The organism is Rickettsia endosymbiont of Pantilius tunicatus (assembly GCF_964291875.1).
GTDB lineage: Bacteria > Pseudomonadota > Alphaproteobacteria > Rickettsiales > Rickettsiaceae > Rickettsia.
On sequence record NZ_OZ198175.1, the window covers coordinates 1,723,660 to 1,750,414 of the forward strand.

Consider the following 26,755-nt stretch of genomic DNA (forward strand, 5'->3'; position numbering starts at 1 on the left):
CAAGTTTTTAAAATTAGAAGCTCGATTTATCTCGCTTTATACTGGATTCCCGCCTACGCGGGAATGACATTGGAGCTATGCAACAATACCGCCACGGGATGACACCTAAAAGACTTTGCCTATTCTCGCAATGACGTATTTTTACCCAAACTTCTCGTTCACAATTTTGCCATCCTTAGTAACCAACATAGACTGCACTAACTCATCATCCATATTAAGTTTGCCGTCTTGGAGTGCATAATTTAAAAAATTATATAAATTCTTAGAATATAATTTTGAGCTATCAGTTGCAATTTTAGCAGCAAGGTTTGATAAACCTATTATAGTAACGCCGTGTTTAGTAATGATTTTATCAAGTTCCGAGCCTTCAACATTTCCGCCCGTTGCGGTTGCTATATCAACAACAATCGATCCATGCTTCATTGATTCTAGCATTTTGTCTGTAACAAGCAAAGGTGCTTTTTTTTCAGGAATTTGTGCAGTAGTAATAACTATATCATAGTTTTTAATGATCTTTGCTAAAAACTCTTCTTGCTTAACTTTATAGCTTTCAGAGCTTTCCCCAGCATAACCTGATTTATCTTGTAGATCCTCTTGCAGTTCTGGCGAAACAAATTTAGCTCCTAAGCTCTCCACTTGTTCCTTTGTCGCCGATCTTACGTCATATCCAGCAACAACGCTACCAAGTCTTTTTGCTGTTGCAATTGCTTGTAGTCCTGCAACACCGATACCAAGTATTAGAGTTTTACAAGGTGAAACAGTGCCTGCTGCCGTCATCATCATTGGAAAAGCTTTGGTATAATGATAGCTCGCTTCAATTACTGCCCTATATCCTACTAGATTACTTTGTGAAGATAGAGCATCCATATTTTGAGCTTTGGTAATTCTTGGTACTAATTCCATTGCAAAGCTAGTCAGATTTTTTTTAGCTGCTGCTTTAATATATTCGTGATTCAAATAAGGCGAGATAAGCCCGATAATAACAGCTCCTTTTTTAGCAAATTCAAGTTCACTATATTTATCACTAACAGGCGATGGTTGAACCTTTAATATAATATCAGCATCAGAAATAATTTCGAGTGGTACAGCAGATATTTTAGCACCTACTGCTATATATTCTTCATCAAGAAAGCCAGCATAAGCCCCTATATCTTTCTCAACAGTAACAGCAAAGCCTTTTTTAACCAAAAGGCTAGCTACTTCAGGTGTGATAGCAACTCGAGTTTCGTGCTTTACTTTTTCTTTTAAGGCAACAATTTTCATAAATACTATTTGTTTTAAGTATATAACTAAAGTAGTTTAAACATAATTTAAAATATAAAACAATGAAAATGAATAAAATATTTTCTTTAATTATCATTTATCTTTCCATAAATTCGATTGCGGCATTTGGAGCAGCTGATAAAGCGGCAGTTTTAGAGTTAAAAACATATCTGCGTGCAATGAAATCGATTGCGGTAGATTTTACACAAGAAGATTCTAAAGGTAATATATCTCAAGGAAAATTATTGATCAGTAAGCCTTATAACTTCAGATGTAATTATTACCCTCCTTTCCCTATAATTATAGTAGGTACTAAAAATTTTGTATCGATGTATGATTATGATATGGAGCAAGTAAGCCGTATTGCTAGGGATGAAAATATATTTAATTTTTTACTTGAGGATAATGAAAATTTCGACAAAGATTTTGTAGTTAAATCAGTTGTTAATGAAAAAGATTTCTCAAGGATTAATATTTATCACAAAGTAACAGAACGACATAGTGAAATTACTTTAAATAAAGCCAATAAACAAATTGAGTTGCTTAAAATATTTGAGGATACTAATGTAGTAACTATTAAATTTGATAAGATAGTTAAAGTACAAAAATTTGATGAAGATTTATTTAAGTTAAAAAATCCTGAGATATTTGGTCCGCCTAATAGGTTAACAAAATCAGAAATAGAAAAAAAATATGTTGTTTCTTCTAGCTAAAAAGGTTATGTTAATTATGCTAGTGGTGGGCATCGTGCTTATTTAGTTGGTCAGGTCGGAGAGGAAGCAGCCAGAGTAGGATTCGCTGGGTCACTACTAGCATTCTAGTTAATTCAGACCCACTTGCTGCTTCGTTGTTCGTCGACTCGCCTATTATTATAGGCTTCGCTCTTCACGCCTGTCATCAAATGGGTCTGAATTAACTAGCACTTTTTGTATGGATCATTTTCCCCTGTCATCCCGTGATTTATTCACGGGATCCAGTTAAAAATACTAATAAAATTAGTATTTTTTTTATTTTCTGGATACCGTGGACAAGTCACGGGATGACTACCTTAGGGCGTTTTTCGATCCACGCAGCAATGCCGCCACGGGATGACAACAAAATTTCTAAAATTTAAATCGTGACTGATATAAATTCATCAAATAATTACATTCCTTTTGCTAGGAAATATCGTCCGGGTAGCTTTGCCGAGCTGCATGGTCAAGAAGTACTTGTAAAGGTTCTAAGCTATACTATCCTAAATAATCGTTTAGCCGGCGGGTATCTTTTAACCGGTATTAGAGGAGTCGGTAAAACCACCTCAGCTCGTATTATTGCTAAAGCGGTAAACTGCTCTGCCTTAGTTACTAAAGATAATGATATTAAGACATGTGACCAGTGTGTAAATTGTGTTAGTTTCAACAATCATAACCATCCTGATATAATTGAAATCGATGCGGCAAGTAAAACTAGCGTTGATGATATACGTAGAATCATAGAGTCAGCTGAATATAAACCACTACAAGGGAAGTATAAAATATTTATTATTGATGAAGTACATATGCTTTCTAAAGGTGCTTTTAATGCATTGCTTAAAACCCTAGAAGAGCCACCTCCACATGTGATATTTATTTTTGCAACAACCGAAGTTCAAAAAATACCTGCAACGATTATTTCAAGATGTCAAAGATATGATTTAAAACGTCTTAGCTTTGAAGAAATTTTTAAGCTGCTTGAACATATAGTTAAAGAAGAGAATCTAAAAACAGATATAGAAACTTTAAGAGTAATAGCTTATAAATCAGATGGTTCAGCTCGTGATGCCGTTTCTATGTTAGATCAGGCAGCTAGTTTAGCTGCTAAATCTGATAGTATGATTACAAGACAAGCGATTAATCAAATGCTTGGTCTTGTTGACAATAATGTTATACTAGAATTTAGCGAGTATATAGTTAATAGAGATATCGCAAATAGTATTTCTCTAATAAATAAGCTTTATTCTTCTTCGGTTAATCTTGAAATATTTATAGAATCAGTATCAGAATTTATAGCTTATCTTAATAAGGTAAAGATGTTGCCTAACTATAGCATGCCGTTATATGAGTCGTTTAATGATAAAATTAAAAATATTTTAAGTAAAATTAGTTTGCCGCATTTATCAATTTTGTGGCAAATATATAGTAAGGGGGTAGCGGAAATCAAAATTTCTTATAATCAACTTATTGAAACTGAAATGTTGATTATAAAATCAATATATTCAGCCTCGTTGCCATTGGATAATTCACCAAGTGATTACAAAGATTTAAAACAACCATCTACTGAAGAAATAAAAAAAAATTTTGAAATTATAGATTTTCTTAAGTATCTTTATGAAAATAATGAAATAGAAATATATTATTTTTTATTGAACAGCATAGAGCTTAAAAATTTTTATGATAATAAATTAGAAATTATAAGTTCTGAAATAACAAATAAAATAAAGAAACAAGTAGAAAATTTATTGTTTGCTTTTAGTAATGAAAAAATCGAAATTTTAATATTAAAAGAGCAGCAACAAACGATCTTAAAAAGTCAATTAATAGATAAAATTAAGTCAGATGATGGTTTTAGTTTAATAAAAAAACACTTTCCTGATGCAAAAATCATGGATATTCTACTTAAAAATTAAAGGATAAAATTATGGTAAACTTTAATCAGTTTTTAAAACAAGCTCAAACAATGCAGAAAAAAATGCAAGAAGCACAAGAACAAATGGCAAATACTAGATATACTGGTAAAGCAGGTGGTGGGCTTGTAGAGATTATAGCAACAGGCAAAGGTGAAGTCGAAAAGGTTTCAATAGATGCATCTCTACTAAAAGAAGAAGAAAAAGAAATATTAGAGGATTTAATTAAAGTCGCTTTTAACGATGCAAAACAGAAATGTGATGCAGATTCACAAAATTCTATGTCAGGTGCTTTAAGTGGTATGAGTTTGCCGCCAGGTTTTAAAATGCCTTTTTAATTTAAACTGCTAAACGCCGTGGTCAAGCCACGGCATAACATTCGGTATCTAATTAATTATTTTAGTTTTTCAATCTCCTCTTTTTTAACTTAGTATATTTTATAATTTTTTCTAAAGGCTTTTTATTAGCCACCATTTCTTTTGCTAAAGTAATTTTCTCTTTTTTTCTTCCATCTTGTTCCCAGCGGTGGGGTAAACAATAGAGCATTATATAGATTTCTCTATTATAAGTATACATCTAATAAAGAGTAGATAGGAGATTTATAAACTTAATAAATAATTGTTGTAGTGTTTAATTAACGTCATATAGTTTTGTTGTTTAGCAATTACAGGATATGGAGCTATATAAATATTATTATTAGAAGATGAGACGGCTTTTGTAAGGTTGTTTACTATAGAGGGTATATCGTAATTATAAGCTACTAGACGTACAGAAGTAAGATTATACCTTAAAATAAAATCTGAGGCTTTCTTAATATAATCGTCTTCCGACATTATTTGACTTGGAGCAAGTATTACTTGCTGTTCTAATATATTATTTTCCTTTAACAAATTTTTTAACTGATCAGCAGTTTCAATACCGGTGATAAATAACATAGGTGCATAACCGGCTTTTAATAAAGCAATACCGGTTTCAATTTTATGTCCTCCGCCAGCAAATACTATTATTACATTAGCCGTATTACTACTCGGTTTATAAGAATTTATTAGATATAAATAATAAATAAAACCGCTGATCCAAATGGCAAATATTGTTAAAATTGTAAGGGCAATTTTTCGTATCATTTAAATATTTTAATAAATTCAGCTTCAAGAATTTTATCAAATTCAGTCATTTTAATATAAACTCCTAATTGATTTAGAGATGTTACTAAAGAATTTTCAAGACCACAAGGAATAATTCCGTTGAATTTAGTTAAGTCGGTTGAAATATTTATGGCTATGCCATGATATGTAACCCATTTTCGTACTCTAACTCCTATAGCAGCAATTTTCGATGGTATATCGTTGCTTGTTTTTACCCAAATTCCTACTTTATCTTTTATAGTATATGCCTTTATTCCCAAAATATCTAGACTATTTATAATCCATTCTTCAAGCATTCTTACATATAGCTTTAAATCTTTGGTACGATTTGGTAAGGCTAAATTAAGGATAGGGTAAATAACACGCTGTCCAGCTCCGTGAAAGGTAAACTTACCGCCACGACCAGTATAAATAACAGGAATATTATTATGATTTAATAATTCTTCCTGTTTGTAATTAGTGCCAGCAGTATATACATCTAAATGCTCAACTAAATAGACTGCTTCCGGTTCTTTACCATCGATGACCTTGTTAACATAATTTTCCATTAACGTTAAGCTATCTTGATAGTTTATAGGGGTTGGTATAATAATGAATTGTACCATATATTCAGTACTTTTGATAAAACTGAAACAATTAAAATACTAATTCTTCATATTTTATTGTTACAACTTCATATGATTTAACGCCTCCAGGAGTCATAACTTCCACAATATCACCTACTGATTTGCCAATTAAAGCTTTTGCTATAGGAGATGCAATAGAAACTCTTTTCTTAGTGATATCAGCCTCATATTCACCAACAATATGATACATAACTTCTTCTTCAGTTTCATCATTTATTAACGTAACAGTAGCACCGAATTTTATACTATCACCCGACAATTTAGCAACATTTATAATTTCTGCTCTTGCTGTTATATCTTCCAAATGTTTAATACGAGCTTCCACAAATGCTTGTTTTTCACGTGCAGCTTCATATTCAGCATTCTCGGATAAATCGCCATGTGCTCGTGCTTCTGCTATATCTTCGCTAACTTTTTTACGCTCTACATGTTTTAAATGCTTAAGCTCGTGTTCTAATTTTTCAAAGCCTTTGTCGGTGATAGGAAATTTTGCCATCATATTGTTATTGTGTAAATTTGGTAATTTTAGTATGATATACTAAGATAGAACTTGAAAAATTGGCGTCGTCGCTTCTCATTTTTGATCCTCACGTACTAAAGCGTACACTGCGGTCAAAAATCTAGATGCTTCTTGCTCTTTTCCAAATTGATCTTCGTATATTATTTGGAACAAATTATATCATCTTTATTATCTTTCGTATACCCTAAAAATTAGTAACCTCATGAACATTGAAGATTTTGATTTTGAGAAAAAGCGTAAAGCTTTTCATTTATCTGCTATAATACTACCTTTAATATATATATTTACCTCAAGAACCTCTATTACTCTACTGTTATTTATAGTAACTGCTGCAACTTTATATTTAGATATATCACGTCATAGTAGTATTAAAATTAGTGAGTTTGTAACTAAATTTTTTACAAAAATTATGAGAGCAGACGAAAGTAATGGCTCTTTTGCCTTAAGTGGCTCTAGCTTTATGATGCTTGGTTTTTTCTTAACAGCTCTACTTTTTCCTAAAAATTTGGTAATTTGTTCTTGGTTAATTTTAATTATTTCTGACTGTTTAGCTGCCCTTGTTGGTACAAAAATAGGGAATAGTTTGAATAATAGTAAGTCGTTTGCAGGTTCTGTAGCATTCTTGCTATCCGCAATTTTTATAAGTATATTAGCGTATTTTTACTTAGGATTTAACACTAGTTTTATTATTATTATAATAAGTTCTGTAGCAACTACAGCAATTGAATTTTATTCAAAGGATTTGAAAATTAATGATAATTTATCAATTCCGCTTACTTATTGTTTTTCTACGGCTATCCTTTCTTATATTATTTAAAACATGAAGCTTGCACCGGAATTTTATGAAGTTTTAAGAAAACGTATTAACATATCCGATGTAGTGCGTCAAAAGGTAGTTTTAACTAGAAAATCTGGTAATTATGTAGGTTTATGTCCTTTCCATCAAGAGAAAACTCCATCTTTTACAGTTAGTGATAGTAAAAGATTTTTTTATTGTTTTGGCTGTAAGGCAGCAGGTGACGTTATAAAATTTACCTCTAATATTAGCGGTTTATCTTATAGTGATTCTGCTATAAAACTAGCTACCGATTATGGTATAGAAATACCGAAATTAACCCAGAAGCAAAAAGAATTTTATGAAGAATCAGACGAAGTTTTAAATATTCTTGAGCTTGCCAATAAGTTTTTTAAATCACAATTAACACCTGAAATATTAAACTATTTAAATGAAAGAAATATTACTAATGAGACAATAAAGGAGTTTTTAATCGGTTTTGCACCTAGAGGTAACAAATTTGAAAAATTTTTTCATGATAAAAATATAACAAATGTACAACTTGGAAAAGCAGGTCTTATAGGAAAAAGAGAAGATGGCGAAATATATAGTTTATTTTCAAATCGTATAATTATACCTATCAGAAATATTTACAATAAAATAGTAGGTTTTGGGGGTAGAGTAATTGGACAAGGTCTTCCTAAATATTTAAATTCGCCAGAAACTATAGTATTCCAAAAAAGCGAAACTCTCTATGGTGAGCATAAAGCCATAAGTAGTAGTTATAAAAAAAATTACTCGATTTTAGTAGAAGGTTATTTCGATGTTATTTCTTTGCATCAAGCAGGATTTAGTGAAGCAGTAGCAAGCCTTGGCACTAGCGTTACTGAAAATCATTTACATAAATTATGGCGAGCAGGAGATGAAATTATACTATGTCTTGATGGGGATAGTGCTGGAATAAAGGCAAGTGTGAGAGCAATTAATTTAGCTTTGCCGCTTATTAATAGTGAAAAGAAAATTTCTTTTATTAGACTACCTAGTGGACTTGATCCTGATGATGCAGTAAATAAAAATGGTGCGGGGTTTTTTACAAAGCTTATAGATGCAAGAATAAGCTTATCAGAAATGATTTGGCAAATAGAATATGTTGGTAAAAATTTTAAAACGGCAGAAGATAAAGCTAATTTAGAAAAGAATTTAAAAGATTATTGCAGTAAAATATCTGATAGTAATTTAAGAGCTAGCTATTATAGGTTTTTTAAAGATCAAATATGGCAAAATTTAGTTACAAAACAGCAAAAGACTGTAGCTAAAAATGTAAACTTGCTTCCTGTTAGTAGCGGTTATTCAGAGCTTGAAATATTAGAGCATGCTTTTTGTGCTTTATTAATAAAATTCCCGCAAATATTACAAGAATTCGAAATTAAAGAATTTATATTAAATTTAAATTTCAGTAATAAACTACTTGAAGAATTCCGTAATTGGTACTTAAGCGAGATTATTGATAACGCTGTAGAAGCAGGTGAAATTGCTGCAATTGTGGAAAAAACTAGCTTTTTTGATATTTTTTTATTATTATCAGAAGCAGATAACTTATTCTTAGATATAGCATTTAATAAAGATAATGTTCGTTTAGATTTATTATGGCAATGGTTATACAAAAGATATTATCTATTAAATTTACAACAAGAATATGCACATATTACAAAAGAATATGTTATAACTAACATTGATGATTATGAAAAAATCTTGTTTTATAAAAAAGAAATCTTAAAGATTGCAAGTGAATTACAAGACTTAAATGAATCTTTTATTAATCATATTATTGATAACAGCAAATAACAAACTATAGAAATCGTGATTTAAGACGGTTTCACAATAAAATATTATTACAATTTAATCAGCTTAATTCCATAGGTATTTAATGAAAAATACAGATAATAATGATCTAAATAAAATAGATAATTTACTCAAAAAAGGTAAATCTAAAGAAGGTCAGGTTACTTATGATGATATAAATAGAGCTCTTCCTAAAGGGACATCTGTGGAGGAGATAGATGAAGTTATGTTTAAATTTGCCGAGGCGGAAGTAGATATTTTAGATACTAACGAGGATGATGCAATTAAGATTGATGACATGGAAATGGAGGAAGGTTTTAAAATATCTACCAATATTGATCATGAACCTGAAGATGAAGCAGAGGAAGAAAATATAGGTACTACCGATGATCCGGTAAGGCTTTACCTCAGGGATATGGGAGGGGTTGATCTACTTACTCGTGAAAACGAAGTCGAAATAGCAAAAAGAATTGAAGAAGGTCGCAAAACATTGATTGCTGCATTATGTAAAAGTCCTATTGCTATGGATAAGTTTAGGAAATGGTACGCTGATTTAGTTAATGAAAATAATATGCTACTGCGTGATCTCATAGATCTAGAATCTAACATGATGCATGATGATGAGAATTCAGAGAATGAAGATGATCATAATAGCGATCATGAAGAGGAGGAGCATGAACACGACCACGACCAGGACCACGAAGAAAATATCTTATCAATGTCTAAAGTAGAAACGCAAATATTGCCTAATATTATAGAGCGGATGAAAAAGGTCGCTTTTATTTGTGAAGAATTATTAATTGAAACTAAAAAATCTTTTGAAAAGTCTTCTGATCCAAAGATGTTACAAAATAGTAAAAAATATAATGATAATTTAGAGCTATTAATTAGCGAAGTTTCAGAAATACATTTTAATTCTAAAAGAACAGAAGAAATTTTGGCTGAAATGTATGGAATAAATCGTGATTTAATAAGTAAAGAAACAGCTTTCTTAAAGCTTGCTGAAAAATACGGAATAACTCGTCAAAATTTCTTAGATGAATATATAGGAGCGGTAATTAATGCAGCATGGAAAGAAAAAATGCTGAAAAATAAGAAAGCTGGTTGGAAAGAATTAATTACTAAAGAATCAGATTATATAGATCAAATGATTGCTGAATTATCAGCGATAGAGATTAATACCGGTCTTTTAGTTAATGATTTTAAAAAGTTAGTAAATACTATCCAAAAAAGTGAGCGACAAACGTTGCAAGCGAAAAAAGATATGATAGAGGCTAACTTACGTTTAGTAATATCTATTGCTAAAAAATATGCTAATAGAGGCTTACAGTTTTTAGATTTAATTCAAGAAGGTAATATAGGTCTTATGAAAGCGGTAGATAAATTTGAATATCGCCGTGGTTATAAATTCTCTACCTACGCTACTTGGTGGATTAGACAAGCAATAACAAGAGCTATTGCCGATCAAGCAAGAACTATACGTATTCCTGTGCATATGATCGAAACAATTAATAAGATAATAAGAACCTCGAGACAAATGCTTAATGAGCTTGGGTATGAACCAACTCCAGCAGAAATAGCAGCAAGACTTTCTATGCCAATTGATAAGGTAAGAAAAGTTATGAAAATAGCTAAAGAGCCAATTAGCCTTGAAAATCCGGTAGGTGATGGTGATGATAATAGCTATTTAGGTGATTTTATTGAGGATAAAAATGCAGTAGCACCGATTGATGCAGCAATACAGTCAAATTTACGAGAGGTCACGACTAGAGTGCTTGCAACCCTTACGCCTCGTGAAGAAAGAGTCCTGAGAATGCGTTTTGGAATAGGTATGAATACTGACCATACGCTTGAAGAAGTAGGGCAGCAATTTAAAGTAACTAGAGAACGTATAAGACAAATTGAGTCAAAAGCCTTAAGAAAGTTACAACATCCTATCAGATCTAAAAAGCTTAATAGCTTTAGAAGTGGTGGAAAACGTGGCGATGGTAATCCTTCTGATTTGTTAGAGGCTTAAATCTAAGTGTCATACCCTGATTTGATCGGCGTATGACACTAAACACGTTTTTCGATCTACGCAACAAGTTGACCCGCCATAGGGTAACAATTGCAAAACTATGTACAGATATAAAATTACCATTGAATATTTAGGCACGAATCTTGCAGGTTGGCAAAGACAATCAGGGGTAATATCGGTACAGCAAATATTAGAAGAAGCAATCTATAAATTTTCCGGTGAACAGGTAACATTATCAGCATCAGGTCGAACTGATGCTGGAGTTCATGCGATAGGTCAAGTAGCACATTTGGATCTCTCAAAATATTTTGAGCCTTATAAAATTATTAGAGCTATTAATTATTTTGTAAGACCATATAAAGTAGGCATAGTTAATTGCGAATTAGCCCAAAACGGTTTTCATGCACGTTTTTCCGCAACAGCACGTCATTATGTATATAGAATTCTTAATAGACCATATCCATCAGTAATTGAGCTTGATCGTGTTTGGTGGATTAGTGTGCCATTAGATGTTTCAGCTATGCAAAAAAGTAGCTTATACCTTCTAGGTAAACATGACTTCACATCATTTAGAGCTAGTTCTTGTCAATCAAAATCCCCCATCAAAACTTTAACAAAACTTGATATTATAAAAGAAAATGAGGAAATAAAATTATATTTTTCTTCCCCGTCATTCTTACATCACATGGTGCGTAACATTGTCGGTAGCCTAGTATTAGTTGGTAAAAATATTTGGCAAGCTGAGCAAATACAGCAAGTTTTAGAAGCAAAAGATAGAAAAGCCGCTGGTCCTACCGCCCCTGCCTGCGGTCTTTATTTCATAAAATCAGATTATTAAATAGTTATTAATTTGTTAACAATATGTATTTAAACATTAAAACTGTATATAATGCATTTACTAATAATTAATTTATTTTAAAGAGATTTTTATGACAAATAAAGTAGAAGACTTAATGAATATAAGTTTAGAGAAAATTTCAAACAGCTCAGAGATTTATACAAGTATAAATCTAGAAGACAGTTTTGTAGAGGCTAGTATAGCTTTTTTACCACATTTTACAATACAGCTACTTATTGTTTCAACTATGCATTAGAAGTAATGATTCCATTGACAGGAAATGTTTGTGAATATTTCCGTGGAAATACTGATCATTATGACGTAGATTGTCTTTAATTTTCTAACTCTGTCACTCATAGGTTTGACCTATGTTTTGGAATGACTCCATTTTTTTGCTATCATCCCGTAATGGTATTGTTGCGTGGGTACCAATTCGTCATTGCGAGCGACTGCAAGGAGCGTGACAATCCAGAAAAAATAATAAAAAATGCTATAAGTTAGCATTTTTTAACTAGATTGCGTACGTACAATTACTTCGTAATTTCCTCGCAATGATGGAAAAATTGATCCATACAAAAGATGACCTCTACCTACCAATCTTTATCGTACAAATTCTTTCAGTGATTTCTTTTAATTTTTCTATTCGCTCTATTAAATAAAGTAGCTGTTCTTTCGTAATCTTATAATTTTTATCATATCGTGCATCAACGTACGCTTTTTTAACAACTTGAAGCATTCTTTTTGCTCAGAAGTTGCTATAGGGAAAACTTGTAATAATTCATTGTCATAATTTTTTGCCATGTCACCTAATTCTTCTATATCATGCAATTTCGGCTTGTAATTAGAAAAAACTAATAAACTAGTATTATAAAAACTTTCAGTAGCTTGATGTAATAAAAAAGCAGCAATTGCATAACGCTCATTTTTTAAATAATAATCTACGCCATCTAAAAAATCTTTACCTTTATTAAACCACTGTTCAAAATAATCTTGAGCGATTTCTTTCATTTCGCTCCAAGGCAGGTCTTTAGCCTCACTTAAAACATACTCACCACTATCATATAAAAGTATCCCTTCTTTTTTGATATCAGTGTAAAAATAACGTCCTTTTTCTAGCTGTTTATTTACTTCTTTTATTGACTCTAAAATTATTGATATCCGTGAATCATAAGGGATAATCTGATCTTTTATTACTCCTTTTCTTTTTAATCTCGTATATATTCTATCTTTTAGATTTAAAGTAGCATGACCTTTTTTTAAGATTATCAAAATATCCGTATCACTATGATAGCCATTAATTAAATCACGTACCCAATCACCTCTTGCATATGATCCGTATAAAATAATCATGGCAATTTTATCTTGTGCGAGTTCTAAAATTTGTTGCACTATAAAATTGAGTCTACCATTAATATGTAAAGAGCGTTCAGGTAATAAGGTTTTCATTTATATATTTGTATTTTTTATTGTTTTACTGAATTGCTTCGTCAACTACTTTGTAATTTCCTTAGCTCAGAGCCTGTCTTGAAAAGATATAAGAAATAATTTATATTGTCAAAAAATAATAAAGTAGGAATATGTATCCCAGTGATATAGTGGAAGAAGAAAGGATACATTTAGCTCCATTTGTTGGTCCTTGCAAGATAGGACGGTCACGTAAACATAATATAAGAGATATAATTAATGGCATTCGTTACGTAATGAGGAGTAGTTGTCAGTGACGATTATTACCTAAAGATTTTCCCCCATGGCAAACAGTATATGACTATTATTTACGTTGGCGTAAGAATGGTAGATGGCAAGAAATACATGATAGATTAGTCCAAAAAGTAAGGGAGAAAGAAAGTAAGAAATCCACTCCTACTGTAGGGATTATAGATAGTCAGTCTGTTAAGACTACCCAAAAAGGGGAGCTAGAGGATATGATGCAGGCAAGAAGATTAAGGGTAGGAAACGCCATATAGTTACAGATACACTTGGTTTAGTATTATCATGTGAAGTACATTCAGCAGGTATACAAGACAGAGATGGTACTAAAAATGTAATAATCAAGGCAAAAGCAAAATATCCTAGTATTATCAAATTTTTTGCAGATAGTGGTTATGCTGGAGCATTACAAATTTGGTGTTTTTTAACTGTAAGAGCATTACTGACAATTTCTCGTAAAATTGTTGATCAAGTGGGGTTTAAAGTGATTCCCAAGCGTTGGATAGTTGAACGTACTTTTGGCTGGCTCAATAATTTTCGTCGTATGAGTAAAGACTATGAGCATAACTATAAAACTTCTGAACATATTATTTATATCAATATGATTACACTTATGCTTAAAAAATTGACTAAACCTTAATTTCAAGACAGGCTCTAAGCTTATATTTTCAAATATTAAAAATATTTGTCATGATCATCTCGGCTATGATAACTATTTCTTATTTATTAAATATTTCTCTTGGTGCTTTTTTAACAAGTTTAGGTGCTGCCACTGCTCTTTTAACATTCATCTTTAAAGACACTATGATTGGGTTAATTGCAAGTCTTCAACTAACCAGTCAAGATATTATCAATATAGGTGATTGGGTTCGTATTGGTGAAGTCGAAGGGACTGTAGAAAAAATTACTATTTCTGTAGTGACAATTAGAAATTTTGATCAATCTATTTCAACCATTCCTACTTCTAGTGTTTTAAGTTCTAATGTCATAAATTATAAAGGAGTTGATGAAGCAGGAGCAAGAAGAGTAAAAAGAGAATTTAACATAAATATGGCAACTATTAATTTTTGTGATTCTACTATTCTAACAAATCTCAAAAAATCTCCTTATTTATCAAAAGATATAATTAATAAAATCACACTTGATAAAGATGAAAAAGATCTAACAAATATCAAAATATTTAAATTATACATTCAAGAATATCTCAAAAATAATCCTGCTGTTTATACTGAAGGATTTACTTTTTTAGTTAGACAACTTCAACCTACTGTTAATGGTCTACCTATCGAGATATATATTTTCGTTAAAGAAACAAGTTTAATAGGATACGAAAAAGTTCAAGCCGATATTTTTGAACATATAATTTCCGTATTGCCTGAATTTAAATTAAAAATCTTTCAAAATATCGGTATATTGTAAGGTATTTTGTCATCCCGTGGCTTGACCATAATATCCAAAAGATAATCTAACAGTAAATGTAGATAGACAAAGTTTAATTTGGAAAAGAGCAAGGAGTTTATAAGGTGAGGAGCGGAGCGTATACTTAATACGTGAGCACAGGCGAATCCTGCAAAATTCGCTTGTATCAAGTTTATTAATTATACTATAGCCAATTTTTCAAATTAAACGAGTATATCCTTGATTATTTTATTTAAATCCTATAAAATTTAAAGCTCTAAAATATAAAAAATTAAGTACTTACTAATGAATAATAATATAGTTAATCTTATAGCAGCCATTGTACTGTCTTTAGGTATAATTTTTGGTTGGCAATATTTTATTGTAAAGCCGGAACAGCAAAAGCAACAACAACAAATAGCATTACAAAAAGCAAAGGATTTAAAGAAAAAAGAATCTACACAATTAGAAGCTACACCTGTTATTGTTGAAAAAGCAAGTCAAGCACCGCGTATTAAAATAGATTCAAATGCACTTTCTGGCTCTATTTCATTAAAAGGACTTAGATTTGATGATTTAATTTTGAAAAAATATAAGCAAGATTTATCTGAAAATAGCCCTGAAGTAGTATTATTTTCGCCATCTGATACTAAAGATGCATATTTTGCAGAGATAGGATGGGTAAGTAACTTATCTAACGTAAAGCTACCTAATAATGAAACTATATGGAATAGTGATAGTGAAATATTGACACCTGAAAAACCAGTTAATTTATTTTGGGTTAATGAGGATGGTGTTAAATTTTTAATAGCTATCACCGTAGATGAAAATTATTTATTTACTATAGAACAAACCATCGTCAATAATAGCAATCAAGAACTTCCTGTGCAATCTTACGGCTTAATAAATCGTAAATATACTGCTGTAGAAAAAGCCGTAAATATACTACACCAAGGTCCTATTGGGTGTATAGACGAAAACCTAAAAGAATATTCATATGATGATATTAAGGATAAGAAGAGTGAGAAATTTACTGTAAGTAAAATTGATTGGATCGGAATTACTGATAAATATTGGCTTACTTCTTTAATCCCTGATAAATCAAGTAATTATAGTTCAAACTTTAATTATGCAGTTAAACAAGAAGTAGAGCGATACCAAGTAGATTTTATTTCGCCTGTACAAATAGTTAAACCGGGTGAAAATTTTTCTATCAAAGGAAGACTTTTTGCTGGAGCAAAGAAAGTAGATTTGTTAGACAAATACGAAAAACAATATAACATTAAATTATTTGATAGAGCTATAGATTTCGGTTGGTTTTATATAATTACTAAGCCGGTTTTCTATGCTATGAACTTCTTTTATAAATATGTCGGTAATTTTGGTATTAGTATCTTAATAGTTACTGTTATTATTAAGTTACTGATGTTTACTTTGGCTAATAAATCCTATCGTTCGATGAAAAGAATGAAGAATTTACAGCCTGAAATCAATAGGATAAAAAATTTATATGGTGATGATAAAGCTCGTTTAAATCAAGAAATTATGGCTTTATATAAAAAGGAAAAAGTTAATCCCGTAGCTGGTTGTTTGCCTATACTTGTTCAAATACCGGTATTTTTCTCTATCTATAAAGTGCTTTATGTTACTATTGAAATGCGTCAAGCCCCATTTTATGGCTGGATTAAAGACTTATCCGCTCCTGATCCTACTAGTATTTTTAACTTATTTGGGTTATTGCCATTTTCTCCACCTTCATTCTTAATGATTGGTGCATGGCCTATTTTAATGGCTATTACTATGTTCCTACAACAAAGAATGAGTCCTGAGCCTGCTGATCCGGTACAAGCTCAAGTAATGAAATTTATGCCTTTAGTTTTTCTGGTAATGTTCAGTAGTTTTCCAGCAGGTCTTTTAATATATTGGTCTTGGAACAATATTTTATCCATAATCCAACAATATTATATCAATAAGTTAGATAAATAAATGGAGTGTTTATAATATAATTGATGAAAATTGATGAAAATTTACCTAACTATTTGACCATTGCCCGAATAGCTGCAATTCCAGTTATTATACTAACATTTTATGTTAATAGCCCTCTTGCCCGTATACTTGGAGCGTTACTATTTGTGCTAGCCAGTATTACGGATTTTTTTGATGGTTATATTGCAAGAAAATATAATTTAGTTACAAGTTTTGGTAAAATGCTCGACCCAATTGCTGATAAGTTATTAGTTGGTTGTGTTATTATAATGTTATTGAAGAAAAGTGATGTAGATGAAATTCCATGTTTATTGATATTGGCAAGAGAGTTTTTAGTTAGCGGTCTTCGAGAATTTTTAGCATTAGTTAAAGTTAGCGTTCCTGTATCAACACTTGCAAAAACTAAAACCTTTTTACAAATGTTTGCTTTATCAATATTAGTACTAGGCTCAAAAGGTTCTAATATTATCTATCTTGATTTAATCGGAGAAATAATTTTATGGATTGCAGCCTTTTTAACAATCATAACTGGTTATTCTTACTTTAAAGCATGTAAGAAATATTTTTAATTTTAGGTTCATTAAATATGCTTGCCGATAAAAAGATTGTAAAAGTAGAAGTAAGTAAAGAACATTTAAAAACTCTAAATGAAGCTTCAACTCTTTTAATAAGTTGCGTAGATTTTAGATTGATAGATGAAACAGACAAATTAATGAAGCAATTGGGTTTAGAAGATGATTTCGATAAGGTATCACTTCCTGGTGCTTCTCTTGCTCTTGTTAATGAAAAATATACCCATTGGGGAAAGACTATAGAAGATACTATAGAAATTCTACAAGACTTACATAACATCAAACAAATTATTTTCCTTGATCATCGTGAATGTGGGGCTTATAAAAAGCTTATAGATGAAGAACGTTTAAGCACTAAAGAAAAAGAAACCGAAGCACATACGGAAATTTTAAATAAAGCCCGTAAGATAATCAAAGAAAAATTCCCTGGGCTAAAAGTTTATACTTTCTTAATGGGTCTTGACGGTGTGATAGAACAGATTTATGAGCGTCATCCTATAGATTGCTAGGCATTGTTGCCCGTTCTTATATCATTCCCGCAAAAGTTGTTAACTTAAGGCTCGATGTCATACCGTGGCTTGTCCATGGGATTCAGCAGTAGAAACCTTAAATATACAAGACATTTCTATAGAGATTTTGATTTGTGCAATAGGTGCTTACACAATTAATATGGTATAGCTTAATGCGATAAGATAGTGACTTAGAGTATGAGTTAGATTATACTAAATGAAAAACTTATGGCAAAGGCATATTCATACGATTTAAGAATACGAGTAATAAAAAGTTTAACAGATGGTAAAACAATAAAAGAGACTTCTGAGATATACTCTATTAGTAGGAAGACTATAATAGAATGGAAAAAATTAAAGAAACAAACCGGCGATATCAAAGCAAAAAGTGGTTATCATACAGGACATCGTAGAATAATAAGAGACATGGAGGGATTTAAAAAATTTATAGAATTAAATTTTGATAAAACCACCATGGAACTAGCTAACAACTGGAGTCAAAAAGTATCTGCAAGTACGATATCAAGATTGCTTAATAAATTAGGTTATAGTTATAAAAAAAACTTTTCTTCATCCCAAAAGAGATGTTGGTCTAAGGAATGAGTTTATATTGAAACTAAAAACTATAGACAAACAAGATTTAGTATTTATCGATGAATCTGGGATAGAAGATAATAGCTGTAGAGAACACGGGTGGAGCATTATCGGTCAAAGATGTTATGGTGAAAGGGTCTATCAACATAAATCACGGATTAGTATGATTGCTGGGGTGTCTGCCAAAGATATTATTGTCCCAATAATATTTGATGGGACATGTAATAAGGACATTTTTGAAACTTATGTACAAGAGATATTGATCAAAGAGTTAAAGCCTGGTCAGATAGTAGTAATGGATAATATTAATTTTCATAAAAGTACAAAAGTGAAAACGTTAATTGAATCTGTTGGTTGCAGTATTTTATTTTTACCAACTTACTCTCCTGATTTAAATCCTATTGAGCATTACTGGTTTAAAATCAAGAACGAAATAAGAAAAACTGTTTATAATTTTGAGCACTTTTTTGATGCGGTTTACTATGCTCTTAAAAAAGTCACTACCTTATCGCATTAAGCTATATCATAATACCGCCTTATAGATAAGGTATCTAATAAGCAAAATAGGATATTTTACATAAAGTAGGTTATTGAGCACGGATAGTCATACAATATGATGGTTACACAAATTGATCTTAAATTACATGCAAGATAGGGACAAACGGTAACAAATTTTCAAAATAAATTAGCCTCTCCTCAATCTGCTCTAAAGATTTCTATTTAAGATAAACGATTATGTGCTAATTTATAAACTGTATTTTGATCACGTCGTCCTATAGCTACAACTTGTACTACCAACCTTGTATCTATAACTTTATAGACTAGTCTATAACCTACCGTACGAAGTTTAATTTTATAACAATTCGGCATAGTACTAAGCCTGTTTTTAGGGATATGCGGATTTGTAAGACGTTCTTGTAATTTAGTTTTAAATTGCTTTTGAATATTTGGAGCTAACTTTTTCCATTCCTTTTTAGCGGTTTCTAAAAAGGTTAATTCATAAATCATTAATATTTACCGATATTTCTTTATCATTTTTACGCTCCTCTATAATTTTGACTAGTTCAATATCATCAATCATTTCCATCATAACTTCATATAAATCAGCAGGAACACAATAAAAAACAGGTTGATTACGATTTAATATAGCAAGAGGCTTTCCTCCGGCACTTTGTACGGTTCCCATAGGGTTTGATTTGAGTTCAGAAACACTTGCAACTACATCAGAACAAATTATATGACTCATAATAATACTTTTAAATTACTTTAATTAGTACTAATAATAATACTTTTAACAAAACTATTCAATAGCAAAATATAACTGCTAAAGTTTTTGCTTGCCTTACTCATAAAGAAAAGTTAAAATTCAGTTTATTTATATAGAATATTCTAACATGCAAATTAAAGAAATTTTTTCTTGTTCTGTAGAAAAAGCTTGTAAGTTGCCATTATTTGATACAAAAGTACAGGCAGGTTACCCGTCACCTGCTGACGGATATATGAGTAATAGCCTTGACTTGAATAGCCATTTAATTAAACATCCTAAATCAACCTTTTTTCTCCAAGTAACTGGTGAATCCATGATAGATGCCGGTATTAGAGAAAATGATTTGTTGATAGTTGATAAATCTCTACCTCCTACCAATAACAAAATAGTAATTGCGGTTATTAACAACGAATTCACTGTAAAACGCTTAAAATTTATCAACAACGAGGCTTACTTAATGCCTGAAAATAAAGATTTTCCACCTACTAAAATTGAAGATGGTACGTATATCTGGGGAGTCGTCACAAGCGTAATTCAACAGTTTTAATTTTTCCAAAGGAAGATTCAAGTTATAATTTCTTCATCTTCTCTTGTAAAGAATTCTGACGCAAGCGGGTTTTTAAGCTTTCAAAATGAACTATTTCTGCTTTTTGATTTTGGCAGCTACAGGCAAAAATATATTTTCTTTCATCTTCAACTTTTTGTATACACTGCCCACAAATCCCTTTCATCATGCATTGCATAGATGAATTAACGCTAACAATTATCTCTGCACTTTCACCGAATATTTTTAAGCTTTTTAACTCTTCTGCTATTTCAGGTGATGCATTAATTATTACTCTATCTACTGAAGTTAGCTTTTGTGTTTTTATCTCAGAATAAGTAAAAAACATAACTTCGTTATTATTATCTTTTAGAGTTTTAATTAAAACATTGTTCAGTTCGGAATCAACAATCACTATTTTTTTATTTTTCGGTATCTCTAATGGCATCCCGCTTGGTCCCATTAAAATTACTTTTTCATCTTCAGAAAACAATTTACATAAGTTAGTTGATTTGCCGACATCATATATTATAAAACTAATCAAGCCGTTTTCTACATTAATATCTGCAACGCTTAGGGCAATAGGCTCTATTAATTTAGTTACATCAGCAGAATAATTTTGTAAGCGGAAAAACTGCCCTGGCTTAAAATTCCTAGCAGCAAGTGGTGAGTGAATTACTAACTCAAAAATTTTATCATCTAAGATGTTTATTTTGTAAACCTTGCTAATTAACAAATCATCTAGCTGTTTTACAAAGTTTTTATAATCACCTTTAAAATTCGGGTTATTATTTGCTAACTTCTTATTAAGAGCCTCATAGCCATCTTTACTATTAGCAAGAGCCTTAACTACGCTACCTGAGTATTTAGGGTTGCAGTCTCCAAAGTAGCTATATTTATCTTCATCAAATTCGGTATTGTTTTCTATACCAATTGCCATGATCACGGTTTTGGCTTTGACGTCATTGCGAGCAGCCTTTGGTTGCGTGGCAATCTTAGGAGTTTGATTTAACGAGATTGCCGCGTTAATGCTACGCATTTCCTCGCAATGACGGTCTCTATTCCCGAACTCCACCGACTCCACATGCCCATATTTATCATTATTAATTCTCAAAGGCTGCATATTTTCTTCAAAATTAACTCCTAATGCTAATGCATATATTAGCTCCTCATGATTTAATTTATATGCCGGCGAATCTTGCAGCTTCCCACGATAATAAATAGTAGCTCCGCCAAGTTTCTTAAAAATCTCTTTTAGCTCTTCATTATTTTTAGCTTTCTCAAATAATTTTGCATGGGCAATAAATTCCTCGGCTATTTCCTTATCTTCTTCGGTCCAATCTTTTTCCATATAACCTTTGCCGTATTTGGCAACAGAAAACTCATAATCTTTAACAAAACTCTCTACCTGTTTTTTATAATAATATAAGCTTTCTGTTGCTGCGTCTAAAGAAGTAAGACCACCACCAACTACTGCAATCGGTATTCTAATAAGCATATTAGTATTAGAATTTTCTAAAAACGCTCCACCGCTTTGCAAAGTCATTAAAAAATCCGAAGCTGTTCTAACACCTTTAGCATCAAAATTCTCTATATCTAAAATTTTTGGCTTGCCGGCTCCAATGCAGAAAGCTATATGATCAAAACCTAAATCAAAGGCTTGCTCTTTCGTTACATTAAAATCTAAAGCCACCCCATCATAATATTTAAACTTGTTATTTCGCTCTAGTATTAGCCTTAATATATCAAGGTTGTTTTTATCCCAACGAACAGTAATACCATACTCAGCTACCCCGCCAAATCCTTTCGGTACTCTTTCGGACAATTTATTTTTATATTCATGCCAGAATTTTATTGGCTTGTGGATATCAAAAGGTAGAGGAGTAATTTTCAAGCCATCAATAGCCGTGACATTATGACCAGATCGTAATAAATAATAACTAAGACTGAAACCTGCCGGACCAAGCCCTGTAACCAGAATATTATAGTTAGTAGATTCTTTTGGCAGCGGGTTATAAATATTAAGCGGATTCCAACGAGTTAAAAGTAGATATATCTCTAAACCATAAGGTAATTTAAGCGTTTCTTCTAAAATATTCGACTCTATTAATGGTATATTTACCGGATCTTGCTTCTGATAAATACAAGCCTTTGAGCAATCATTACAAATTCTGTGACCAGTAGCTGCAACCATCGGATTATCTATAACAATAATTGCAAGAGCACCTAAATTAAAGCCTTGAGCTTTAACGTAATTCATCTCAGAAATTTTTTGTTTTAAAGGGCAACCTGAATTATTTTTTTTCTTTTGAGAATTATTTATACGGCTAAATTCAGAATTCTCACTACAAGGTGAATTTAAGAGCAAGCCTGCGGAGCGTACAAAAGTACGTGAGTAAAGGCTTGACTCACGAAATTCGCTTGTATGAGGTTTTCTGAATGACGCCGTACCTTTAGAACAACTATCTTTATCTTGCTTATGGCAATAAATACAATAATGAGAGTGGTTTAAAGCTTCATCCAGATTTAAAAAGGAATCTGTATAATCAAAATTTAACCTTTCGTTTTTTTGATATTTAGATATTTTTTTATCATCTATTAGATTTTCTTTATCTAGCTTTTGAGGGAGATCAAATAGGATATCATCCTGTGACTTCGCCACAGGATTTATTTGTTTTTTCTGGATTTCGTTGCTTGTCCACAGGATGACACTATTACACCAATAAACCCTATAAGCAGCATATTGTGCGGCTATATCAAGTTCTTGTACAAAATTCTCTTCTGCTTGTTGCCATATAATTACTTGTTTAGCGAAATCTCTAGAAGTAAAATTTTTACCTACTAAATTAGCTAATTTTAAATATATATTCTCAAAATCTATATCTTTTATTTTTTCTTGTGAATATTTCTTGATGGCATAACGCTGGACAAATTTTCTTTTACACTCATAAATAATATCAAAATCTTTATGCTGTAATCTTAAACTTGTAACTTCGTTTGAAATACAAAATAATTCTGCTAGAAAATCATCTAAATAAGGAGATACATTTAATAAAAACTCGGAATAATCTTGAGAGAGAACAGAATGAGGATTAGATCTAAATAATAATATATTATCATAAAGCGATTCATTAGCTTTGAAGAGATAATCTAAAAATATTTGATCTAATTTTTTAAGACCGGTTAAATCTAATTTTTTAAAATCTAGATTAAAACCAAGCTTCATAGGTAATAAATAACCCTTTTTGAAAAGCGTTTATATACTAAATAGCTTATACAAACAGTTATAAATGCTACTAATACAGATTTACCTATTGATAATAAATCCGGTAATGTTCCATCAATTACCAATGATTGTGCAGGTCTTATAATTATAAAGAACGGGTTAAGCTCAAAAAAGTCTCTTTGAGCTTCAGGGATTAATGAATATGGATAAATTATAGGTATGCTCCAATAAATGACTCCTAAAACAACATTTAATATTTGTGGTATGTCGCGAATATAAGGTGTTAGAAAAGCCATTGCAATAGAACCACTAATTGTACAAATTATTAGTGGTAAAATTAATATCGGCATAAATATTATTTGCCATGTAAACTTTTCTGGAAATAACAAAATAAAAGCACAATACATTGCCAAAAATGAACAAAACAAATTATATAGCTGTGCTAAAGTATCTGCAACTGGGAAAAAAGTCTTAGAAATTCTGACTTTTTTTATTACTTGGTCACGTGTTACTAAAGAATTTGAAGAAATTGTCAAACTACTCAATATAAAAGTCCATAAAGGCATCCCTCCAACCAAATTCATTATCAAAAATTCTCTTGGCTGATGTAGTAAAAAACCGAAAAAATATGAAATTACTAATATATTAATAAATGGCTGAATTAGACTCCATAAAGAGCCTAAAAAAGAGTCTTTATTTTGTCTTATTATAGATGCTTTGACTAATAATATTACCGCTTCCCAATATTTCTTAGATAGAAAATACTTTATCATTTTCTTTTTTTTTCATATAAATTTTAAATATTTCTGAAGGTTTACCATCTCCAACAATATTACCATCTCGTAATAAAATACATCTAGTACAATTTTCTTTTACTATATTTTCTTGATGAGTTACTATTATTGAAATAGGTGTATTTCTAAACTTATTTTTCATTAATTTTAAAGATTTTTCTACAAAACAACTATCTCCTGTAGCAAAAATTTCATCAAGTAAAAGAATTTGAGGGTCTTGAAATATTGATATAGAAAAGGCAAGTCGTGCTAGCATTCCTGAACTATAATTTTTTATAGGTAAATCAATTTTACTACCTAATTCCGAAAAATCTATAATTTCCCGTTCTATTTCTTTATTATATTTATCTAACATATTGTTATAAAGCATCAACATTTTGATGTTATCACGACCTGTTTGCTCTTGCTCAAAACCAACACCCATATCTATTATTGGTGCAATATCACCAGAAACATTTATTGTTCCTTTTATTGGTGGATAAATTCCTGCTATCATTTTTAAAAGCGAGCTTTTTCCTGAGCCATTACTCCCTATAAAAGCTATTTTTTCTCCCTCATAGCAAGAAAAACTAATATTTCTTAATATAGATATATTTGGAGAAAAAGAAGTTCCTCTATTAAGAAAAAAATGCTTTAATCCTTGTGCTCTTTTGTAAGTATCTATACCTTCAACGTAAGCATTTTTTATTTCTATAAATACTTTAGAATGATTAAAAGACATAAAATTAATACTTATATATTATTGTTAATCCATTCTATAAGCGAATTTTTCTGATGCAATCCTACTTTAGTATCTTTCTGTTCACCATTTTTAAATAACATTACTGTTGGGATACTACGAATGCCATATTTTGAAGGAATTTCTGGATTTTCATCAATATTCATTTTAAGTACTTTTACTTTGTTCTCTAGCTCTTTACTTATATCCTCTATTATTGGGGTTAACATTCTACATGGACCGCACCACTCAGCCCAAAAATCTACTAATACAGGTAAATCTGATTTTAATACTTCTTCTTCAAAAGATTTATCTGTTACGTTGCTTGCCATATGTCCTCTATATTTTTTACAAGTAAAATTATAAATTACCAAACTATACTTGTAAATAATGAAAATTTTTATTTTTTATTATCAATCATACTAATAAATAAGAAGTAGACAGAAGAAGCTTAATTTGAAAAAGATCAAGGAATCCACAAGACGAGGAACGGAGCTTATAATAATAAGTGAATACCATAGTACTTGTAGGATGACGTAGCCAATTTTTTAAATTAAACAAGTATGTTATACTTATTTTTTCTATTATAGTATATCCTCATTATTAAAGCTGCTGTTTCTTCTATTGATTTTGTTGATACGTCTATTACTGGCCAATTTCTTAGTTCACAAATTTTTTTAACTTCTAAACATTCTTTTTGGACTATATTAAAATCTGTATAATTTCTATTTTCATTAATTTGTAGCAAATTCAGCCTAGTTTCCCTTATTTCTATTAATCTATTTGGATTAATTACAAGTCCTACTACCAATTGATCTATATCTTTTTCTATAAAATCAGGAAAAGGACAATTATAAACATAAGGAATATTTGCTGTCTTTAGTCCATTATATGCTAAAAACACGGAAGTAGGGGTCTTAGAAGTTCTAGATGGACCTATTAACACAATATCTGCAAATTGTAATTCATTAAGTAGCTGCCCATCATCATGTCTTATTGCATAATCAATAGCATTAAGAGTATCAAAATAAGTTTTATCGAATTTATAATTATAATTTTGCTCTTTTTCTATCTCAATTCCTGAAAAAACTGACATTTCTTTAATTATTTTACCTATTACCGAAATACAAGGAATTTTTAATTCATAACAAAATTTTGTCAGATTCTTTCTTAGTTCTTGATCTGCAATTGTATATAATACAATACCATGCTTTGATTCTATTTTACTCAATACTTCTTTTAATAATTCTAAATTTCTAATCATTGGCCAATGATATAATTTCGGTTTCAAAGAAGTAAATTGAGCAAGAGCAGAATGAGCCGCACTCTTTGCAGTTTGAACAGAAGAGTCTGAAACTAAGTGAATAATCAGCTTTGTCATATTTTACACATACTAATGTGGATAAAAGTTTTGATAACTTATTATTTTTCTTATTAAAAATTTTTTAAAAATATCCAAAATCCTTATTAAATCAAGGAAATTTCATATTGTTTATTTTAAACAAACAGTTTGTGGATAAAATTGTGAATAAGTAACATTTTTCTTTGAAAATATAGCCTTTTCCAAGTAATACAGAATTATTACACTTAGTTATCCACTTATAAAAACTTCAATTAGATTTATGTGAATAATTATTAAAAATACTGATTTTATGTGAATATTTTTAATATATATTTTGTTGATAACTATGTAGAAAACATAGAATCTACATAATTCTATTTACATATACAATAAATAAAGAATATAATATAATTATTTTTATTAGTAACAGT

General features: G+C 30.6%; 27 protein-coding genes, 1 other RNA gene and 2 pseudogenes. 18 read left to right on the forward strand and 12 right to left on the reverse strand.

Features of this window, described 5'->3' with window-relative positions; translation table 11 throughout:
* Positions 1–141: 141 nt before the first annotated feature.
* Entirely contained in the window at positions 142–1,263 is a 1,122-nt protein-coding gene (locus tag ACICQC_RS10105; protein ID WP_395476915.1) for an NAD(P) transhydrogenase subunit alpha, read from the reverse strand.
* A gap of 68 nt (positions 1,264–1,331) precedes the next feature.
* On the opposite strand from ACICQC_RS10105, the gene ACICQC_RS10110 reads away from it, so the two are divergent.
* The 4 genes from ACICQC_RS10110 to ACICQC_RS10125 all read left to right on the forward strand — a co-directional run bounded on the left by ACICQC_RS10110 (position 1,332) and on the right by ACICQC_RS10125 (position 4,242).
* Positions 1,332–1,976 carry an outer-membrane lipoprotein carrier protein LolA gene (locus ACICQC_RS10110; protein WP_395476916.1) on the forward strand — a complete coding sequence of 215 codons (645 nt, stop codon included), beginning with the start codon at positions 1,332–1,334 and terminating at the stop codon, positions 1,974–1,976.
* Between the two features lie 14 nt (positions 1,977–1,990).
* Positions 1,991–2,084: signal recognition particle sRNA small type (gene ffs / locus ACICQC_RS10115), an RNA gene on the forward strand.
* A gap of 296 nt (positions 2,085–2,380) precedes the next feature.
* The gene (gene dnaX / locus ACICQC_RS10120; protein ID WP_395476917.1) at positions 2,381–3,907 is read left to right on the forward strand and encodes a DNA polymerase III subunit gamma/tau; all 1,527 of its coding nucleotides are present in this window, start codon (positions 2,381–2,383) and stop codon (positions 3,905–3,907) included.
* Between the two features lie 11 nt (positions 3,908–3,918).
* Positions 3,919–4,242 carry a YbaB/EbfC family nucleoid-associated protein gene (locus ACICQC_RS10125; protein ID WP_395476918.1) on the forward strand — a complete coding sequence of 108 codons (324 nt, stop codon included), beginning with the start codon at positions 3,919–3,921 and terminating at the stop codon, positions 4,240–4,242.
* Positions 4,243–4,503: 261 nt separating this feature from the next.
* On the opposite strand, the gene ACICQC_RS10130 is transcribed toward ACICQC_RS10125, so the two are convergent.
* From ACICQC_RS10130 to greA, 3 genes are read right to left on the reverse strand one after another with little or no spacing between them, the layout of a single operon-like run.
* Positions 4,504–5,028 (reverse strand): YdcF family protein, encoded by a 525-nt coding sequence (locus ACICQC_RS10130; protein WP_395476919.1) that lies wholly within the window; start codon positions 5,026–5,028, stop codon positions 4,504–4,506.
* The gene (gene lipB, locus ACICQC_RS10135; RefSeq protein WP_395476920.1) at positions 5,025–5,654 is read right to left on the reverse strand and encodes a lipoyl(octanoyl) transferase LipB; all 630 of its coding nucleotides are present in this window, start codon (positions 5,652–5,654) and stop codon (positions 5,025–5,027) included. Before lipB ends, ACICQC_RS10130 begins: the two co-directional genes overlap by 4 nt.
* A gap of 31 nt (positions 5,655–5,685) precedes the next feature.
* Positions 5,686–6,174, reverse strand: a complete 489-nt coding sequence (greA, locus tag ACICQC_RS10140) for a transcription elongation factor GreA (RefSeq protein WP_395476921.1) — start codon at positions 6,172–6,174, stop codon at positions 5,686–5,688.
* A gap of 223 nt (positions 6,175–6,397) precedes the next feature.
* On the opposite strand from greA, the gene ACICQC_RS10145 reads away from it, so the two are divergent.
* From ACICQC_RS10145 to ACICQC_RS10165, 5 genes are all read left to right on the forward strand, one after another.
* Entirely contained in the window at positions 6,398–7,012 is a 615-nt protein-coding gene (locus tag ACICQC_RS10145; RefSeq protein WP_395476922.1) for a diacylglycerol/polyprenol kinase family protein, read from the forward strand.
* 3 nt (positions 7,013–7,015) lie between these two features.
* Positions 7,016–8,815: a DNA primase gene (dnaG, locus tag ACICQC_RS10150; protein WP_395476923.1), complete on the forward strand. Its 1,800-nt coding sequence runs from the start codon at positions 7,016–7,018 to the stop codon at positions 8,813–8,815.
* 82 nt (positions 8,816–8,897) lie between these two features.
* Positions 8,898–10,829 (forward strand): RNA polymerase sigma factor RpoD, encoded by a 1,932-nt coding sequence (gene rpoD, locus ACICQC_RS10155; protein ID WP_395476924.1) that lies wholly within the window; start codon positions 8,898–8,900, stop codon positions 10,827–10,829.
* 100 nt (positions 10,830–10,929) lie between these two features.
* Positions 10,930–11,667, forward strand: a complete 738-nt coding sequence (truA, locus tag ACICQC_RS10160) for a tRNA pseudouridine(38-40) synthase TruA (RefSeq protein WP_395476925.1) — start codon at positions 10,930–10,932, stop codon at positions 11,665–11,667.
* Between the two features lie 91 nt (positions 11,668–11,758).
* Positions 11,759–11,923, forward strand: a complete 165-nt coding sequence (locus ACICQC_RS10165; protein ID WP_395476926.1) for a hypothetical protein — start codon at positions 11,759–11,761, stop codon at positions 11,921–11,923.
* Between the two features lie 395 nt (positions 11,924–12,318).
* Here the strand turns inward: ACICQC_RS10165 and ACICQC_RS10170 are convergent, their stop codons facing one another.
* Complete coding sequence (locus ACICQC_RS10170; RefSeq protein WP_395476927.1) at positions 12,319–13,113, reverse strand: HEPN domain-containing protein; 795 nt, start codon at positions 13,111–13,113, stop codon at positions 12,319–12,321.
* A 131-nt stretch (positions 13,114–13,244) separates the two neighbouring features.
* On the opposite strand from ACICQC_RS10170, the gene ACICQC_RS10175 reads away from it, so the two are divergent.
* The 8 genes and pseudogenes from ACICQC_RS10175 (at position 13,245) to ACICQC_RS10215 (ending at position 18,950) form a co-directional block, all read left to right on the forward strand.
* Positions 13,245–13,388: a hypothetical protein gene (locus tag ACICQC_RS10175; protein ID WP_395476275.1), complete on the forward strand. Its 144-nt coding sequence runs from the start codon at positions 13,245–13,247 to the stop codon at positions 13,386–13,388.
* 42 nt (positions 13,389–13,430) lie between these two features.
* A pseudogene (locus tag ACICQC_RS10180) lies at positions 13,431–13,631 on the forward strand (transposase); the annotation flags it as partial.
* Positions 13,628–14,014 carry a transposase gene (locus ACICQC_RS10185; RefSeq protein WP_395477655.1) on the forward strand — a complete coding sequence of 129 codons (387 nt, stop codon included), beginning with the start codon at positions 13,628–13,630 and terminating at the stop codon, positions 14,012–14,014. The pseudogene ACICQC_RS10180 and the gene ACICQC_RS10185, both read left to right, overlap by 4 nt.
* Before the next feature lie 14 nt (positions 14,015–14,028).
* A pseudogene (locus ACICQC_RS10190) lies at positions 14,029–14,793 on the forward strand (mechanosensitive ion channel family protein); the annotation flags it as partial.
* A gap of 285 nt (positions 14,794–15,078) precedes the next feature.
* The gene (gene yidC / locus ACICQC_RS10200) at positions 15,079–16,758 is read left to right on the forward strand and encodes a membrane protein insertase YidC (protein ID WP_395476928.1); all 1,680 of its coding nucleotides are present in this window, start codon (positions 15,079–15,081) and stop codon (positions 16,756–16,758) included.
* A 23-nt stretch (positions 16,759–16,781) separates the two neighbouring features.
* A complete protein-coding gene (gene pgsA, locus ACICQC_RS10205) occupies positions 16,782–17,327 on the forward strand; it encodes a CDP-diacylglycerol--glycerol-3-phosphate 3-phosphatidyltransferase (RefSeq protein WP_395477721.1) in 546 nt (181 codons plus the stop codon).
* 17 nt (positions 17,328–17,344) lie between these two features.
* A complete protein-coding gene (locus tag ACICQC_RS10210) occupies positions 17,345–17,839 on the forward strand; it encodes a carbonic anhydrase (protein ID WP_395476929.1) in 495 nt (164 codons plus the stop codon).
* 228 nt (positions 17,840–18,067) lie between these two features.
* A protein-coding gene (locus tag ACICQC_RS10215; RefSeq protein ID WP_395476930.1) for an IS630 family transposase occupies positions 18,068–18,950 on the forward strand; the annotation gives its coding sequence in 2 pieces (ribosomal slippage) (positions 18,068–18,394 and positions 18,396–18,950; 882 coding nt in all).
* Between the two features lie 203 nt (positions 18,951–19,153).
* Here the strand turns inward: ACICQC_RS10215 and ACICQC_RS10220 are convergent.
* The gene (locus tag ACICQC_RS10220) at positions 19,154–19,441 is read right to left on the reverse strand and encodes a type II toxin-antitoxin system RelE/ParE family toxin (RefSeq protein WP_395476931.1); all 288 of its coding nucleotides are present in this window, start codon (positions 19,439–19,441) and stop codon (positions 19,154–19,156) included.
* On the reverse strand, positions 19,431–19,679 hold the full coding sequence (locus tag ACICQC_RS10225) for a type II toxin-antitoxin system Phd/YefM family antitoxin (protein WP_395476932.1): 249 nt from the start codon (positions 19,677–19,679) through the stop codon (positions 19,431–19,433). The genes ACICQC_RS10220 and ACICQC_RS10225 overlap by 11 nt, the downstream gene beginning before the upstream one ends.
* A gap of 148 nt (positions 19,680–19,827) precedes the next feature.
* Here ACICQC_RS10225 and ACICQC_RS10230 point away from each other — a divergent pair, with 148 nt between their 5' ends.
* A complete protein-coding gene (locus ACICQC_RS10230; RefSeq protein ID WP_395476933.1) occupies positions 19,828–20,247 on the forward strand; it encodes a LexA family protein in 420 nt (139 codons plus the stop codon).
* A gap of 22 nt (positions 20,248–20,269) precedes the next feature.
* Here ACICQC_RS10230 and ACICQC_RS10235 read toward each other — a convergent pair whose 3' ends face one another.
* The 5 genes from ACICQC_RS10235 to ACICQC_RS10255 form a co-directional block, all read right to left on the reverse strand.
* A complete protein-coding gene (locus ACICQC_RS10235) occupies positions 20,270–23,470 on the reverse strand; it encodes an FAD-dependent oxidoreductase (RefSeq protein WP_395476934.1) in 3,201 nt (1,066 codons plus the stop codon).
* The gene (locus ACICQC_RS10240) at positions 23,467–24,243 is read right to left on the reverse strand and encodes an ABC transporter permease (RefSeq protein WP_395476935.1); all 777 of its coding nucleotides are present in this window, start codon (positions 24,241–24,243) and stop codon (positions 23,467–23,469) included. The genes ACICQC_RS10235 and ACICQC_RS10240 overlap by 4 nt, the downstream gene beginning before the upstream one ends.
* On the reverse strand, positions 24,221–24,985 hold the full coding sequence (locus tag ACICQC_RS10245; protein WP_395476936.1) for an ABC transporter ATP-binding protein: 765 nt from the start codon (positions 24,983–24,985) through the stop codon (positions 24,221–24,223). The genes ACICQC_RS10240 and ACICQC_RS10245 overlap by 23 nt, the downstream gene beginning before the upstream one ends.
* 11 nt (positions 24,986–24,996) lie before the next feature.
* A complete protein-coding gene (trxA, locus tag ACICQC_RS10250; RefSeq protein WP_395476937.1) occupies positions 24,997–25,314 on the reverse strand; it encodes a thioredoxin in 318 nt (105 codons plus the stop codon).
* Between the two features lie 221 nt (positions 25,315–25,535).
* A complete protein-coding gene (locus ACICQC_RS10255; RefSeq protein ID WP_395476938.1) occupies positions 25,536–26,363 on the reverse strand; it encodes a pyruvate, water dikinase regulatory protein in 828 nt (275 codons plus the stop codon).
* Positions 26,364–26,755: the final 392 nt, after the last annotated feature.